The sequence below is a fragment of the Salmonella sp. NW38 genome (assembly GCF_051807745.1).
GTDB lineage: Bacteria > Pseudomonadota > Gammaproteobacteria > Enterobacterales > Enterobacteriaceae > Salmonella > Salmonella enterica.
This window is the reverse complement of record NZ_JAMMTO010000016.1, coordinates 30,866-43,601: the sequence shown is the minus strand read 5'-3', so window position 1 is coordinate 43,601 and position 12,736 is coordinate 30,866. Positions and strand designations below refer to the sequence as shown.

The following is a 12,736-nucleotide window of genomic DNA, read 5'->3' as shown; positions in this document are numbered from 1 at the left end:
TTTACGTTAATGTTACTCTCGTCATTATCACGGCCCATTAATCACGGAGCGAAAAATGGCGACTCACTTTGCCAGAGGGATACTTACGGAGGGACAGTTGGTTTCAATTCGTCTCTCTTCGTCTTGCCATATTGAAGCCAGAAACCTGCCTGCTCACCGACGAACGCGTTTTCTCGCCTCCAGAGGCCTTCTTGCCGAACTGATGTTTATGCTGTACGGAATTAGCGAGCTGCCGGAAATCATTATTCAGGCGAAAGGTAAACCCGCGTTTCGTGACAAAAATCTGCCAGGTTTTTCTATCTCCTACGCCGGAAATATGGTTGGCGTGGCGTTGACCACCGAAGGAGAGTGCGGGCTGGATATGGAATTACAGCGCACCTCCCGCGGCTTTCACCATCCGCATTCGCTCGAACGCCACCCTTTCTCCCGTAATGAAAACTTATGGGTAGCCAATCAAAACGATCCCAACGAAGCGCGAGCGCAACTCATCACATTGCGCCAGAGCGTGTTAAAACTCACCGGCGATGTCATGAATGACGATCCGCGGGAGCTGCAACTTTTACCCGTTGCCGGACGCCTGAAGTGCGCGCATGTCACACAGCTTGAAGCCGTATGCGATGCGGAAGATGTGCTGGTATGGTCCGTAACCGTTACGCCAGCGATAGAAAAATTAAAAGTGTGGGAGTTCGATGGCAAACTGGGCTGGAAAAGCCTGCCCGATATCCAGACGCGCGCCAATGAGCCAACCGGGCGTCTGATGCGATTCGCCCAACTCCCCGCCGCCAAATCGTATACGCTTAATCGTTCATAATGAAAAAGGGGCACGTATGTCTGAAACGCTGAATGTGGTTACATTGCTGGGAAGTTTACGCAAAGGTTCCTTTAACGGGATGGTGGCGCGTACTCTGCCTAAAGTCGCGCCGACAGGAATGACGGTATCGCCGCTGCCTTCGATCGGGGATATTCCGCTGTATGACGCCGATATCCAGCAGGAAGAGGGATTTCCAGCCAGCGTAGAGGCGCTGGCGGAGCAGATTCGCAACGCCGACGGCGTCGTCATTGTGACGCCGGAATATAACTATTCCGTTCCCGGCGGCCTGAAGAATGCCATCGACTGGCTATCCCGTCTGCCTGAGCAGCCGCTGGCGGGTAAACCCGTTCTTATCCAGACCAGTTCAATGGGGGCGATTGGCGGCGCGCGCTGCCAGTATCATCTGCGCCAGATTCTGGTGTTCCTTGATGCAATGGTGATGAATAAACCGGAATTTATGGGCGGCGTGATTCAGAATAAAGTCGACCCGCAACTGGGCGAAGTGATTGAGCAGGGAACGTTAGATCATTTGACCGGTCAGTTGACCGCATTTGGCGAGTATATTCAGCGCGTTAAAGCGTAAGTTCGTTAAAAACCCTCCCCCCGATGGGGCGAGGGTTCATTTCATCAGTGTGCGTCAATAAACACAATCTTCAGCACGAATAACAGCGCGACAATCACTACGCACGGGCTAAGGTCGCGCAGGCGACCGGTACCGATTTTCATCACGCAGTAAGAGATAAAGCCCAGCGCGATACCTTCGGTGATCGAAAAGCTAAACGGCATCATTACCGCCGTAATAAACGCCGGGACCGATTCGGTTAAATCCTGCCAGTTTACCCGCGCCAGGCTGGAGGTCATCAGCACGCCGACGTAAATCAGCGCGCCCGCCGCCGCGTAAGGCGGCACCATGCCCGCCAGCGGCGACAGGAAGATAACCAGCAGGAACAAAATACCGACCACCACCGCCGTCAAACCGGTGCGACCGCCCACCGAAACGCCAGAAGAGGATTCAATATAAGCGGTCACAGAAGAGGTTCCGACAAATGCGCCAGTGACAGAAGAGATACTATCAACAAACAGCGCCTGCTTCATGCGCGGGAATTTGCCTTTCTCATCCGCCAGGCCGGCTTTATCGGTCACGCCAATCAGCGTACCGGAGGAGTCAAACAGGTTTACCAACATAAAGGAGAAAATAACCCCCGCCAGGCCAAGATTGAACGAGCCTGCCAAATCGACATGCCCTACCACGCTGGTGACGCTTGGCGGCGCGGAGACAATGCCGTTGTAGTGCACATCGCCCATCATCCAGCCAAGCAGCGTCGTGACGATGATGGACACCAGCACCGCCGCATGAATGTTGCGCGAAGCGAGAATCGCAATAATAAAGAATCCGAGAACCCCCAGCAGCACGCTGTGCGAGGTCAGGTTGCCGATGCTGACCAGCGTTTCTGGATTGGCGACAATCACGCCGGCGTTTTTTAGCCCCATCATGCCGATAAACAGGCCGATGCCGCTGGTGATGCCCACGCGCAGGCTGACCGGAATGTTGGCGATCATCCAGTAACGCACGCGGAAGATAGTCAGCAATAAAAGACCAACAGCGCCCCAGAAAATGGCGCCCATGCCTACCTGCCACGGCAGTCCCATTGCCTGAACAACCACGAAGGCAAAGAACGCATTCAGCCCCATCGCGGGCGCCAGCGCCACCGGCAGGTTAGCGAACAGGCCCATCAGAATACTACCAAAGGCCGCAATCAGACAGGTGGTCACAAAGACGGCGCTGGTGTCCATGCCAGCTACGCCCAGAATTTGCGGGTTAACAAAAACGATATAAACCATCGTCAGGAAAGTGGTAAAACCGGCGATCACTTCGGTTCGTGCCGTCGTGCCATGTTCGCGCAGTTTAAACACGCGTTCCAGCATACCCTGACCAGAAGCCTGGGTGGTGTGTTGTTGACTCATTATCAATTTCCGGAGAAAGGAGGGAAAATTCGCCGTTATCCTATACCAAAATGCGACACCTGGCGCAGTTGTGTGGTAATTTTTTTCACTCAATTTGTTAGTACGGCAACGATTGCGTCCCCTCATTCAGCATTACGTAAACGTTAAACTTGTTAAAATGGAAATGACATGTCCCAAATCGAAGCGGTGTTTTTTGACTGTGACGGCACGCTGGTCGACAGTGAAGTGATTTGCTCGCGCGCCTATGTCACTATGTTCCGGCAGTTCGGCATTACGCTTGAGCTCACGGAAGTATTCAGACGCTTTAAAGGCGTAAAGCTCTACGAAATTATCGATACCATCAGTAAAGAGCATGGCGTTGCGCTGGCAAAGGCGGAGCTGGAACCCGTGTATCGCGCCGAGGTTGCGCGCCTGTTCGATACCGAACTGGAAGCGATCGCGGGCGCAAATACCCTGCTGGAGAGCATTAAGACGCCCATGTGCGTGGTATCCAACGGGCCGGTCAGTAAGATGCAGCATTCGCTGGGTAAACTGGGCATGTTGCATCATTTTCCCGATTTGCTGTTTAGCGGTTACGATATTCAACGCTGGAAGCCCGATCCGGCGCTGATGCTCCATGCGGCGAACGCCATGAAGGTCAATGTTGAGAAATGTATTCTGGTGGATGATTCCAGCGCAGGCGCGCAGTCAGGAATTGCAGCGGGAATGGAAGTGTTTTATTTCTGCGCCGATCCGCATAACAAGCCGATCGATCACCCTAACGTGACGACGTTTACCGATTTGGCGCAGTTGCCGGGATTGTGGAAAGCGCGCGGGTGGGAGATTACGCGTTAACTGAAATGCCGGATGGCGCTAACGCTTATCCGGCCTACAGCATCTGTACCTGTAGGCCCGGTAAGCGCAGCGCCACCGGGCAAAAGAATGAGATTTACTCTTTCGGATCTTTCCCCGCCAGCAGCTTATCCAGCTCATCACCGCCCACGTGACGGAAGTCTTGCCCCTTCACGAAGTAGAAGATGTATTCGCAGATATTCTGGCAACGGTCACCGATACGCTCAATAGAGCGCGCGCAGAATAACGCGGTCAGCACGCTGGGAATGGTGCGCGAGTCTTCCATCATGTAGGTCATCAGCTGACGCACGATGCCTTCATATTCCTGGTCAACTTTCTTGTCTTCACGGTAGATACGCACCGCTTCGTCGAGATCCATCCGCGCGAACGCATCCAGCACGTCGTGTAGCATCTGCACGGTGTGGCGACCCAGCGACTCCAGGCTGACCAGCAGTGGCTGGTGCTGCTGGGAGAATTTCTCCAGCGCGGTACGGCAGATTTTATCCGCCACGTCGCCAATGCGCTCCAGTTCGGCGATGGTTTTGATAATCGCCATTACCAGACGCAGGTCACTCGCCGTCGGCTGGCGCTTGGCGATAATACGCACACAGGCTTCATCGATGGCGACTTCCATCATATTAACCTGATGGTCGCCTTCTACCACGCGCTTCGCCAGCTCGCTGTCCTGGTTGTGCATGGCGGTGATAGCGTCAGAAAGCTGCTGCTCCACCATGCCGCCCATGGTCATTACCTGAGTGCGGATGCTTTCCAGTTCTGCGTTGAACTGGCCGGAAATATGTTTATTAAGGTTCAGACTGTCCATTACGCACTCCTGAATTAACCGTAACGACCGGTGATATAGTCTTCTGTTTGTTTCTTCGCGGGCTTGGTGAACAGATCGTCCGTGTTGCTGAACTCAATCAACTCGCCCAGGTACATAAACGCCGTATGATCGGAGCAACGTGCCGCCTGCTGCATGTTGTGGGTCACGATCACCACGGTGTAATCCTGTTTCAGCTCGGTGATCAGCTCTTCAATACGCCCGGTGGAGATCGGGTCCAGAGCTGAACATGGCTCATCCAGCAGCAGCACTTCCGGGCGAATGGCGATACCGCGCGCAATGCACAGGCGCTGCTGCTGACCACCGGAGAGAGAGTACCCGCTCTGGTGCAGTTTATCTTTGGTTTCGTTCCATAATGCGGCCTTGGTCAAGGCCCACTGCACGCGTTCGTCCATATCGGCGCGAGACAGCTTCTCAAACAGACGCACGCCAAAGGCGATATTGTCATAGATGGACATCGGGAACGGCGTCGGCTTCTGGAATACCATCCCCACTTTTGCGCGCAGCAGCGCGATATCCTGGGTGTTGGTGAGAATATTGTCGCCATCCAGCAGAATTTCACCTTCCGCGCGCTGCTCCGGATAAAGCGAATACATTTTATTGAAGGTACGCAGTAGCGTTGATTTACCGCAGCCGGATGGCCCGATAAATGCCGTTACCTGATTCTTCGCGATATCCAGATTAATGTTCTTCAGGGCATGGAATTTGCCGTAGTAGAAGTTCAAATCACGAACCTGAATCTTACTCGGGGCAGTTTCAACCATACTCATTTCACTCTTTTCCTCATCATGCCTGATGGCGCTTCGCTTATCAGGCCTACATATATGTCAACCGTAGGCCGGATAAGGCGTTTACGCCGCCATCCGGCAAGGTATTAAACTTAACCGTGTTTCTTCTTGGCGAAAATCACGCGCGCCAGAATATTCAGCAGCAGTACGCACAGGGTAATAATCAGCACGCCCGCCCAGGCTAATTGTTGCCATTCGGCAAACGGACTCATCGCGAATTTAAAAATGGTCACCGGCAGGTTGGCGATCGGCTGCATCATGTCGGTGCTCCAGAACTGGTTGGAGAGCGCGGTAAACAACAATGGCGCCGTTTCGCCGGCAATACGCGCAATAGCCAGCAGGATACCGGTCATAATGCCGGAGATAGAGGCTTTCAGCGTAATCGAGGAGATCATCTTCCACTTCGGCGTACCCAGCGCATAAGCGGCTTCACGCAGGCTATCCGGCACCAATTTGAGCATGTTTTCAGTGGTACGGATAACGATCGGCACCTGCAACAGCGCCAGCGCAATCACCCCAGCCCAACCGGAGAAGTGCTGCATCTGCGCCACCACGATGGTGTAAACAAACAGCCCCACAACAATTGACGGCGCGGAAAGCAGAATGTCGTTAATAAAGCGAATAATTTCCGCCAGCCAGGATTTACGGCCATATTCCGCCAGATAGATCCCGGCCATAATCCCCAGCGGCGTACCCAATACGGTAGCCCAGAGAATCAATAATCCACTCCCTGCCAGGGCGTTCGCCAGCCCGCCGCCCGCCGTGTTCGGCGGCGGCGTCATTTCGGTAAACAGCGCCAGCGACATACCATCAATGCCGCGCGTGATGGTGGACATCAAAATCCAGATCAGCCAGAACAGGCCAAATGCCATCGTCGCCATTGAGAGCGTTAGTGCGATACGGTTCTTCATGCGGCGACGCGCCTGCATCTTGCGACGGGATTCCGCGAGCTGCGCGGTGTTCTGCATATCAAGCGTAGCCATTAACGTGCTCCCTCGTTCTTCGCCAGACGCATAATCATGAACTTAGACGCCGCCAGGACGATAAAGGTGATCACAAACAGAATCAGCCCCAGTTCCATCAACGCTGCCACGTGCAGACCCGATTCCGCCTCAGCGAATTCGTTCGCCAGTGCGGAAGTGATGCTGTTGCCCGGCATATACAGCGACGCGCTGTCGAGCTGGTAGGTGTTGCCGATGATAAAAGTGACCGCCATCGTTTCACCCAGAGCACGGCCCAGTCCCAGCATAATGCCGCCGATCACGCCATTTTTGGTGAACGGTAGCACGATGCGCCAGATAACTTCCCAGGTAGTGCAGCCGATACCGTAAGCGGACTCTTTCATCATTACCGGCGTTTGCTCGAAGACGTCGCGCATAACCGCCGCAATGTAGGGGATGATCATGATGGCGAGGATGACGCCCGCCGCCAGAATGCCGATACCAAACGCCGGGCCGGAGAACAGCGCGCCGACAAAAGGAATGTTGGAAAGAATATTGCCGACCGGCTCCTGGAAGTACGTCGCAAACAGCGGCGCGAAGATAAACAGCCCCCACATGCCGTACACGATACTGGGAATTGCCGCCAGCAGTTCAATGGCGATGCCGAGCGGACGCTTTAGCCAGCCTGGCGCCAGCTCGGTTAAAAACAGGGCAATGCCGAAACTGACCGGAACGGCGATCAGCAGTGCGATAAAGGAGGTCACCAGCGTGCCGTAAATGGGCACCAGTGCGCCGTAGATATCGTTTGGCGCGTCCCATTCCTTAGTCCAAAGAAATGAGAAACCAAATTTCTGAATACTTGGCCAGGAGGAGATGATCAATGAGACGATAATACCGCCCAACATCAATAGCACAATCAGCGCAGCCAGTTTTACCAGCGCGCTGAAAATCATGTCGCCTTTTTTACCCGGCGGGTTAAAAGCAGGCTTGGTTGCAGCCATAAATTACTCTTTCCATTAAACGCGTTTTACGACGTTGCCCCCTGCCGGATGGCGCTACGCTTATCCGGCCTACAACGTGGGCCTGCGGTCGAAACCGTAGGGCGGATAAGCGTAGCGCCATCCGCCAATTCGTTAATTAATACAGCGCCTTACCGTTGCTGTCTTTTATACTGGTCTTCCAGGCAGTACGAACCTGCTCAACGACGTTATCCGGCAGGCTGGCGTAGTCCAGATCATTCGCCTGTTTAGCGCCATTTTTGTAGGCCCAGTCGAAGAACTTCAGCACTTCAGCACCCTGCTCAGGTTTCTTCTGCGCTTTGTGGACCAGGATAAAGGTGGTGGAGGTGATTGGCCACACATCGTCACCTTTCTGGTTGGTCAGATCCTGCGCGAAGGTTTTGCTCCAGTCTGCGCCTTTCGCCGCATTAGAGAAGCTCTCTTCCGTCGGGCTTACCGGTTTGCCGTCGGCAGAAACCAGTTTGGTGTAGGCCAGGTTGTTCTGCTTGGCATACGCATACTCAACGTAGCCAATAGCGCCTGGCAGACGCTGTACAAATGCCGCGATGCCGTCGTTACCTTTACCGCCCAGGCCGGTTGGCCAGTTCACGGTAGAACCCGCGCCCACTTTCGATTTCCACTCGTCGTTGACTTTCGCCAGGTAACTGGTGAACACGAAGGAGGTACCGGAACCGTCAGCGCGACGCACCACAGCGATGTTCTGAGAAGGCAGCTTCACGCCTGGGTTCAGTTTGGTGATGGCTTCATCATCCCACTTTTTGATTTTACCGAGGTAGATGTCACCCAGCGTTTTACCATCCAGCACCAGTTCGCCGGATTTGAGGCCTGGAATATTCACCGCCAGCACCACGCCGCCGATCACAGTCGGAAACTGGAACAGGCCTTCCTGATTCAGTTTTTCGTCAGACAGCGGCGCATCGGAAGCGCCAAAATCAACGGTATTCGCGGTGATTTGTTTCACGCCGCCGGAAGAGCCTATCCCCTGGTAATTAACTTTGTTACCGGTTTCTTTCTGGTAGGTATCCGCCCATTTGGCATACACCGGCGCAGGAAACGTTGCACCGGCACCTGTCAGGCTTGCTGCTGCAAAGGCAGAGAACGCGCTCATCGATAAGGTCGCGGCGACAACAGTTGCGACAGTGGTACGCATAACTTTCATAATGTCTCCTGCACGGTTTCGGTAAATCATTGTTTGAGTTGCTACGATGAGCAAAATAGGACAAATTGATGACAGTTATATGTCTTGATTATGACGGTTTGATGACAATGGAAATAAAAAAGCTGGCCCGGGGAGACACCAGACCAGCCTGCAGGGGGAGATGAATTAAACTGTTTGCGCAACCACAGACGGTTTCAATAGCGCGTACATCAGGCCGCAGACAATCGTGCCCAGGGCAATCGAGAGCAGGTACTGCATCACATGTTCCACCGCATGCGGGATCGCCAGGACAAAGAGGCCGCCGTGTGGCGCCATCAGTGTACAACCGAAATACATGGACAGTCCCCCGGCGATTGCGCCACCGACCATCGTGGAAGGGATGACGCGCATCGGGTCTCGCGCGGCGAAGGGAATCGCCCCTTCAGAGATAAAGCACAGCCCCAGGATAAAAGATGCATTACCCGCTTCATGCTCAGCGGCATTGAATTTCGCTCTGGCCGCCCAGGTTGCGACGCCCATTCCTAATGCCGGTACCATCCCTGCCGCCATAATAGCCGCCATTGGCATATAAGAATGAGAAGCCAGTAAACCAACGCCGAAGGTATACGCAGCTTTATTCACCGGCCCGCCAAGGTCAAAACCTTGCATTGCGCCCAGCAACATTCCCAGCAAGATCGCATTCGTAGAGGTCATATTCCCCAGGAACGTCGTCAGCCCCTCCATCACCGCAGAAACGGGGCCACCCACCACGTAAATCATGATAAGGCCGATAATCAGCGTAGACAGTAGCGGCAGAACCAGCACAGGTTTAAGCGCTTCCATCGACGCCGGCAGCTTAATATTTTGCGCCAGAAACCGTACGCTGTAACCGGCCAGAAAACCGGCCACAATCCCACCCAGGAAACCAGCGCCGCACAGGCTGGCCAACATCCCGCCAATAAGCCCCGGGGCCAGACCCGGACGATCGGCAATTGAGAAGGCAATAAACCCAGCCAGTACCGGCACCATCAGCGCAAAGGCCGCCTTACCGCCGATTTGAAATAACGCAGCCGCCAGCGTGTCCGGCTCGTTGAAGGCCTGGATACCGAAGACAAAAGAGAGCGCGATACACAACCCTCCCGCAACCACCAGGGGAAGCATATGGGATACGCCGGTCATTAAATGCTTATAAACGCCGGGTAGCTCTGTTTTACCAGCTGAAGAAGAGCGCCCGGCACTCCCCTGATAGACCTCGGCGCTATTGAAAGCATTATCCATTTCCTGCGCACTCTTTTTTAGCGCCGCGCCGGTACTGGTGCGATAGAGTCTTTTGCCAACAAAGCCTGACAGATCCAGTTCAATATCCGCCGCGATAATCACCACATCCGCCTGCGCTATCTCTTCCGCGGTCAGCGTGTTCTTCGCCCCGACGGAACCGCGGGTTTCAACCTTGATCCAGTCACCACGCTTGCGGGCTTCAATTTCCAACGCTTCTGCCGCCATAAAGGTATGGGCGACGCCCGTCGGACAGGCCGTCACAGCAACAATTTTTTTAGTCATAGTAGGGTACCCTGTTCTTTTAATTTAAAGAAAAAGCGGGAAAAAAATGTTACAGACGTGACCAGGCCGCGGCTTTCTGGAACAGCGCGTCATCCGGGCGAATCCCGGTATAAAGGACAAATTGCTCCACGGCCTGAATAGCAAACACTTCGGAACCGGTAATCACGGTTTTACCGCGTTCACGGGCGTAGCGGATCAGCGGCGTGACGGGCGGTAGCGCCACCACATCAAAGATAACGCTCGCCTTATCCACTTCCTGTTCGGAATAAGAGAGTTTGTCGGCATCATTACCGCCAGCCATTCCGATAGGCGTGGCGTTAATTAACAAATCGGCTTCAATACCGTCGGTATCCGGGCGCCATTCATAGCCATAGAGTTCGGCCAGTTGTTTACCTGACGCTTCATCAATCGCGACAATATAACCACGGGTAAACCCCGCATCCTTCAGCGCGCAGGCCACCGCCTTTGCCATACCACCGCTGCCACGCAAAGCAAACACCAGGTCGGGAGAGACCTTGTAACTCGCCAGCAAGCGAGCTATTGCAATGTAATCGGTGTTGTACGCCTTCAGATGGCCATTGGTATTCACAATGGTATTAACTGAGTGAATGGCCTGAGCGGAAGCATCCAGTTCATCCACCAGCGGAATGCAGGCTTCCTTAAAAGGCATAGAGATCGCGCACCCACGGATCCCCAGACCGCGCACGCCGCTAATGGCCTGCGTAAGATCGGTCGGCGAAAAGGCTTTGTAGAGATAATTGAGATCCAGCGCTTCGTACAGATAGTTGTGAAAGCGTGTACCGAAGTTACTCGGGCGTGCCGCCAGGGACATGCAGACCTGAGTATCTTTATTAATGCGCTTTGTCATGATGAATCCTCATAGAAGTTGCGATAGAGAAAATCATCGGCTAAAAAGGGGATATTAAAAATTGCTCATTCCCGTTCGGGAAATTTCACCTTTTATGACAACCCGGCACACTGAACAAAAATACTTAAAGCTACTCCAGCACTATGGCGACAAGCCCGTTAGCGTGACGCTACAGGAGCTGGCGGATGTGTTGTTCTGCACCCGGCGGCATATGCGTAATCTGTTGCTTCAGATGCAGGAGGCAAAGTGGCTCATCTGGCAATCACAGGCCGGACGTGGGCATCGCGCCCGGCTTCACCTGCGCTATAAACCAGAACAGCTGTTAAGCGAAAAGGCGGAGCAGTTACTGGAGTCTGGTCATATTGATCAGGCCATTCAGCTGCTGGGTAAAAATAAGCACCAGGTGGCGCAACTGCTGCGTTCAAAGCTGGGCTATAGCGTGCGGGCAGACTATCAGCGGCTGTGCATCCCCTATTACCGGACAATGCCGTCGCTGTGCCCCGGCATACCGTTGCGTCGCTCTGAGCAGCATCTGGTCAGGCAGATTTTTAGCGGCCTGACGCGCATAAATGAGGAAAAAGGTGAAATCGAAGCCGATCTTGCCCACCACTGGCGGCAGATTGATCCACTGCGCTGGCGTTTTTATCTGCGCCCCGCCGTCCTCTGGCATGATGGTCAGGAGCTGACGATCGACGCGGTTATCGCTTCACTAACTCGCAGCGCCAAGCTGCCGCTGTTCTCGCACTTGCAGACCATTCAGGCCACCGGGCCGCTGAGTCTTGAAATTACGCTGGCGCACCCGGATAACCGACTGCCGCTGCTGCTCAGTCATATTGATGCCATGATCCTACCGCCCGATCATACACAACGCGCTGATTTCCCGGCACATCCTGTGGGGACTGGCCCTTATGAGGTGGTGGAAAACAATGGCTTTCATCTGCAAATGAAGGCCTTTGACCACTACTTTGGTCTGCGCGGGCTGCTGGATGAAGTGGAGGTTTTTATCTGGCCGAATTTAACGGAGACAGACAACCTGGCGGAATCGCTGTCGGATAACGACACGGCAGCCTGGCTCAGCTCCAGCCTGAGCGATGAGGATTACGTTTCCGGACGGCTTAGCCAGGTAGCGGGCAAACCTTCTGACAACCTGCGCGAGATGTTTCTTGAGCGTGGAGGCTATTTTTTATTATGCGACAGCCGCTCCCCGCACTGGCATACCGCCGAACATCGCCGCTGGCTACGGGAAACACTCAGCCCTTACGCCTTACTCCAGCATCTGAGTGAGGCAATTCGCCCCTTCTGGGTACCGGGCGGCAGCCTGCTGTCCTCCTGGTTTCATACTATTGAGGCGGGCCCGGCCTGTTCACCTTTTATCTCGTCGTCGCCCTACGCAAAACTGCGTCTGGCCTATCACGATCAGCACCCTGAATTTCCAATGCTCCTGGATATCATGCAAGAGATCATGCGCCAGCGGGGCATTTTACTTGAGGGTGTTGCACTGAATTATGATGACTGGGCGAATGGCAAAGCCAATGTGGATCTCTGGCTGGGGACGGTCAATTTCCCCATTCCCGAAGAGTGGAACGTCGGTACATGGCTACTGGGCTCCCCTTTACTGCGCCACGCCATCAGTGGTGGGGATGATGCGCTGCTGGCCCAATGGGAAACCCAGTGGCATGCCGAAACCATCAGCGCGGAACAACTGGTCAGGGAAACCACCCGTTCAGGCTGGCTACAGCCGCTTTTTCACCACTGGATGCGACTCAAAGGCCCCGACCGGGCCAGGGGGATCCACCTGAATAACCTGGGATGGTTTGATTTCCGATCCACCTGGATTGAGCCAGGGCCTTAAAGAAGAGAATGTGGCCGGGTGCCCGTAGCGCAGGCAGGCGTAGCACCTCTTAGTCGCTCTTCAGCCACCATAGAGAAAGAACAGCGCCTGTCACGGCGCACAAAAAAAGGCCGTCTATCGAC

12 protein-coding genes are annotated in these 12,736 nt (G+C 54.3%); 4 read left to right on the top strand and 8 right to left on the bottom strand.

The window, feature by feature from the left end; translation table 11 throughout:
- Nucleotides 1-55 precede the first annotated feature (55 nt).
- Together NA624_RS21980 and NA624_RS21975 are read left to right on the top strand one after the other, a co-directional pair.
- On the top strand, nt 56-811 hold the full coding sequence (locus NA624_RS21980) for a 4'-phosphopantetheinyl transferase family protein (RefSeq protein WP_000190678.1): 756 nt from the start codon (nt 56-58) through the stop codon (nt 809-811).
- A gap of 16 nt (nt 812-827) precedes the next feature.
- Nucleotides 828-1,394: an NADPH-dependent FMN reductase gene (locus tag NA624_RS21975; protein WP_000005236.1), complete on the top strand. Its 567-nt coding sequence runs from the start codon at nt 828-830 to the stop codon at nt 1,392-1,394.
- A 44-nt stretch (nt 1,395-1,438) separates the two neighbouring features.
- On the opposite strand, the gene adeP is transcribed toward NA624_RS21975, so the two are convergent.
- Nucleotides 1,439-2,776: an adenine permease AdeP gene (adeP, locus tag NA624_RS21970; protein ID WP_001519317.1), complete on the bottom strand. Its 1,338-nt coding sequence runs from the start codon at nt 2,774-2,776 to the stop codon at nt 1,439-1,441.
- Between the two features lie 168 nt (nt 2,777-2,944).
- Here adeP and yieH point away from each other — a divergent pair, with 168 nt between their 5' ends.
- The gene (gene yieH, locus NA624_RS21965) at nt 2,945-3,610 is read left to right on the top strand and encodes a 6-phosphogluconate phosphatase (RefSeq protein ID WP_000078081.1); all 666 of its coding nucleotides are present in this window, start codon (nt 2,945-2,947) and stop codon (nt 3,608-3,610) included.
- A 94-nt stretch (nt 3,611-3,704) separates the two neighbouring features.
- On the opposite strand, the gene phoU is transcribed toward yieH, so the two are convergent.
- The 7 genes from phoU to NA624_RS21930 form a co-directional block, all read right to left on the bottom strand.
- Entirely contained in the window at nt 3,705-4,430 is a 726-nt protein-coding gene (phoU, locus tag NA624_RS21960; protein ID WP_000377800.1) for a phosphate signaling complex protein PhoU, read from the bottom strand.
- A 14-nt stretch (nt 4,431-4,444) separates the two neighbouring features.
- Nucleotides 4,445-5,218: a phosphate ABC transporter ATP-binding protein PstB gene (pstB, locus tag NA624_RS21955; protein ID WP_000063118.1), complete on the bottom strand. Its 774-nt coding sequence runs from the start codon at nt 5,216-5,218 to the stop codon at nt 4,445-4,447.
- Between the two features lie 110 nt (nt 5,219-5,328).
- Nucleotides 5,329-6,219 carry a phosphate ABC transporter permease PstA gene (gene pstA / locus NA624_RS21950; protein WP_000212198.1) on the bottom strand — a complete coding sequence of 297 codons (891 nt, stop codon included), beginning with the start codon at nt 6,217-6,219 and terminating at the stop codon, nt 5,329-5,331.
- Nucleotides 6,219-7,178 (bottom strand): phosphate ABC transporter permease PstC, encoded by a 960-nt coding sequence (gene pstC / locus NA624_RS21945; protein ID WP_000741630.1) that lies wholly within the window; start codon nt 7,176-7,178, stop codon nt 6,219-6,221. Before pstC ends, pstA begins: the two co-directional genes overlap by 1 nt.
- Before the next feature lie 136 nt (nt 7,179-7,314).
- The gene (pstS, locus tag NA624_RS21940) at nt 7,315-8,355 is read right to left on the bottom strand and encodes a phosphate ABC transporter substrate-binding protein PstS (protein ID WP_000867131.1); all 1,041 of its coding nucleotides are present in this window, start codon (nt 8,353-8,355) and stop codon (nt 7,315-7,317) included.
- 165 nt (nt 8,356-8,520) lie between these two features.
- Nucleotides 8,521-9,894: a fructose-specific PTS transporter subunit EIIC gene (locus NA624_RS21935; RefSeq protein WP_000162542.1), complete on the bottom strand. Its 1,374-nt coding sequence runs from the start codon at nt 9,892-9,894 to the stop codon at nt 8,521-8,523.
- Between the two features lie 49 nt (nt 9,895-9,943).
- Nucleotides 9,944-10,762 carry a shikimate 5-dehydrogenase gene (locus NA624_RS21930; RefSeq protein WP_000166716.1) on the bottom strand — a complete coding sequence of 273 codons (819 nt, stop codon included), beginning with the start codon at nt 10,760-10,762 and terminating at the stop codon, nt 9,944-9,946.
- A 94-nt stretch (nt 10,763-10,856) separates the two neighbouring features.
- Between NA624_RS21930 and NA624_RS21925 the strand changes: the two genes are divergently transcribed.
- Complete coding sequence (locus NA624_RS21925) at nt 10,857-12,614, top strand: SgrR family transcriptional regulator (protein ID WP_000213156.1); 1,758 nt, start codon at nt 10,857-10,859, stop codon at nt 12,612-12,614.
- Nucleotides 12,615-12,736: the final 122 nt, after the last annotated feature.

Excerpts from the sequence above, each read along its gene's own strand:
- NA624_RS21980 (WP_000190678.1), top strand. The coding sequence starts at position 56 with ATGGCGACTCACTTTGCCAGAGGGATACTTACGGAGGGACAGTTGGTT.
- NA624_RS21975 (WP_000005236.1), top strand. The coding sequence starts at position 828 with ATGTCTGAAACGCTGAATGTGGTTACATTGCTGGGAAGTTTACGCAAA.
- adeP (WP_001519317.1), bottom strand. The coding sequence starts at position 2,776 with ATGAGTCAACAACACACCACCCAGGCTTCTGGTCAGGGTATGCTGGAA.
- yieH (WP_000078081.1), top strand. The coding sequence starts at position 2,945 with ATGTCCCAAATCGAAGCGGTGTTTTTTGACTGTGACGGCACGCTGGTC.
- phoU (WP_000377800.1), bottom strand. The coding sequence starts at position 4,430 with ATGGACAGTCTGAACCTTAATAAACATATTTCCGGCCAGTTCAACGCA.
- pstB (WP_000063118.1), bottom strand. The coding sequence starts at position 5,218 with ATGAGTATGGTTGAAACTGCCCCGAGTAAGATTCAGGTTCGTGATTTG.
- pstA (WP_000212198.1), bottom strand. The coding sequence starts at position 6,219 with ATGGCTACGCTTGATATGCAGAACACCGCGCAGCTCGCGGAATCCCGT.
- pstC (WP_000741630.1), bottom strand. The coding sequence starts at position 7,178 with ATGGCTGCAACCAAGCCTGCTTTTAACCCGCCGGGTAAAAAAGGCGAC.
- pstS (WP_000867131.1), bottom strand. The coding sequence starts at position 8,355 with ATGAAAGTTATGCGTACCACTGTCGCAACTGTTGTCGCCGCGACCTTA.
- NA624_RS21935 (WP_000162542.1), bottom strand. The coding sequence starts at position 9,894 with ATGACTAAAAAAATTGTTGCTGTGACGGCCTGTCCGACGGGCGTCGCC.
- NA624_RS21930 (WP_000166716.1), bottom strand. The coding sequence starts at position 10,762 with ATGACAAAGCGCATTAATAAAGATACTCAGGTCTGCATGTCCCTGGCG.
- NA624_RS21925 (WP_000213156.1), top strand. The coding sequence starts at position 10,857 with ATGACAACCCGGCACACTGAACAAAAATACTTAAAGCTACTCCAGCAC.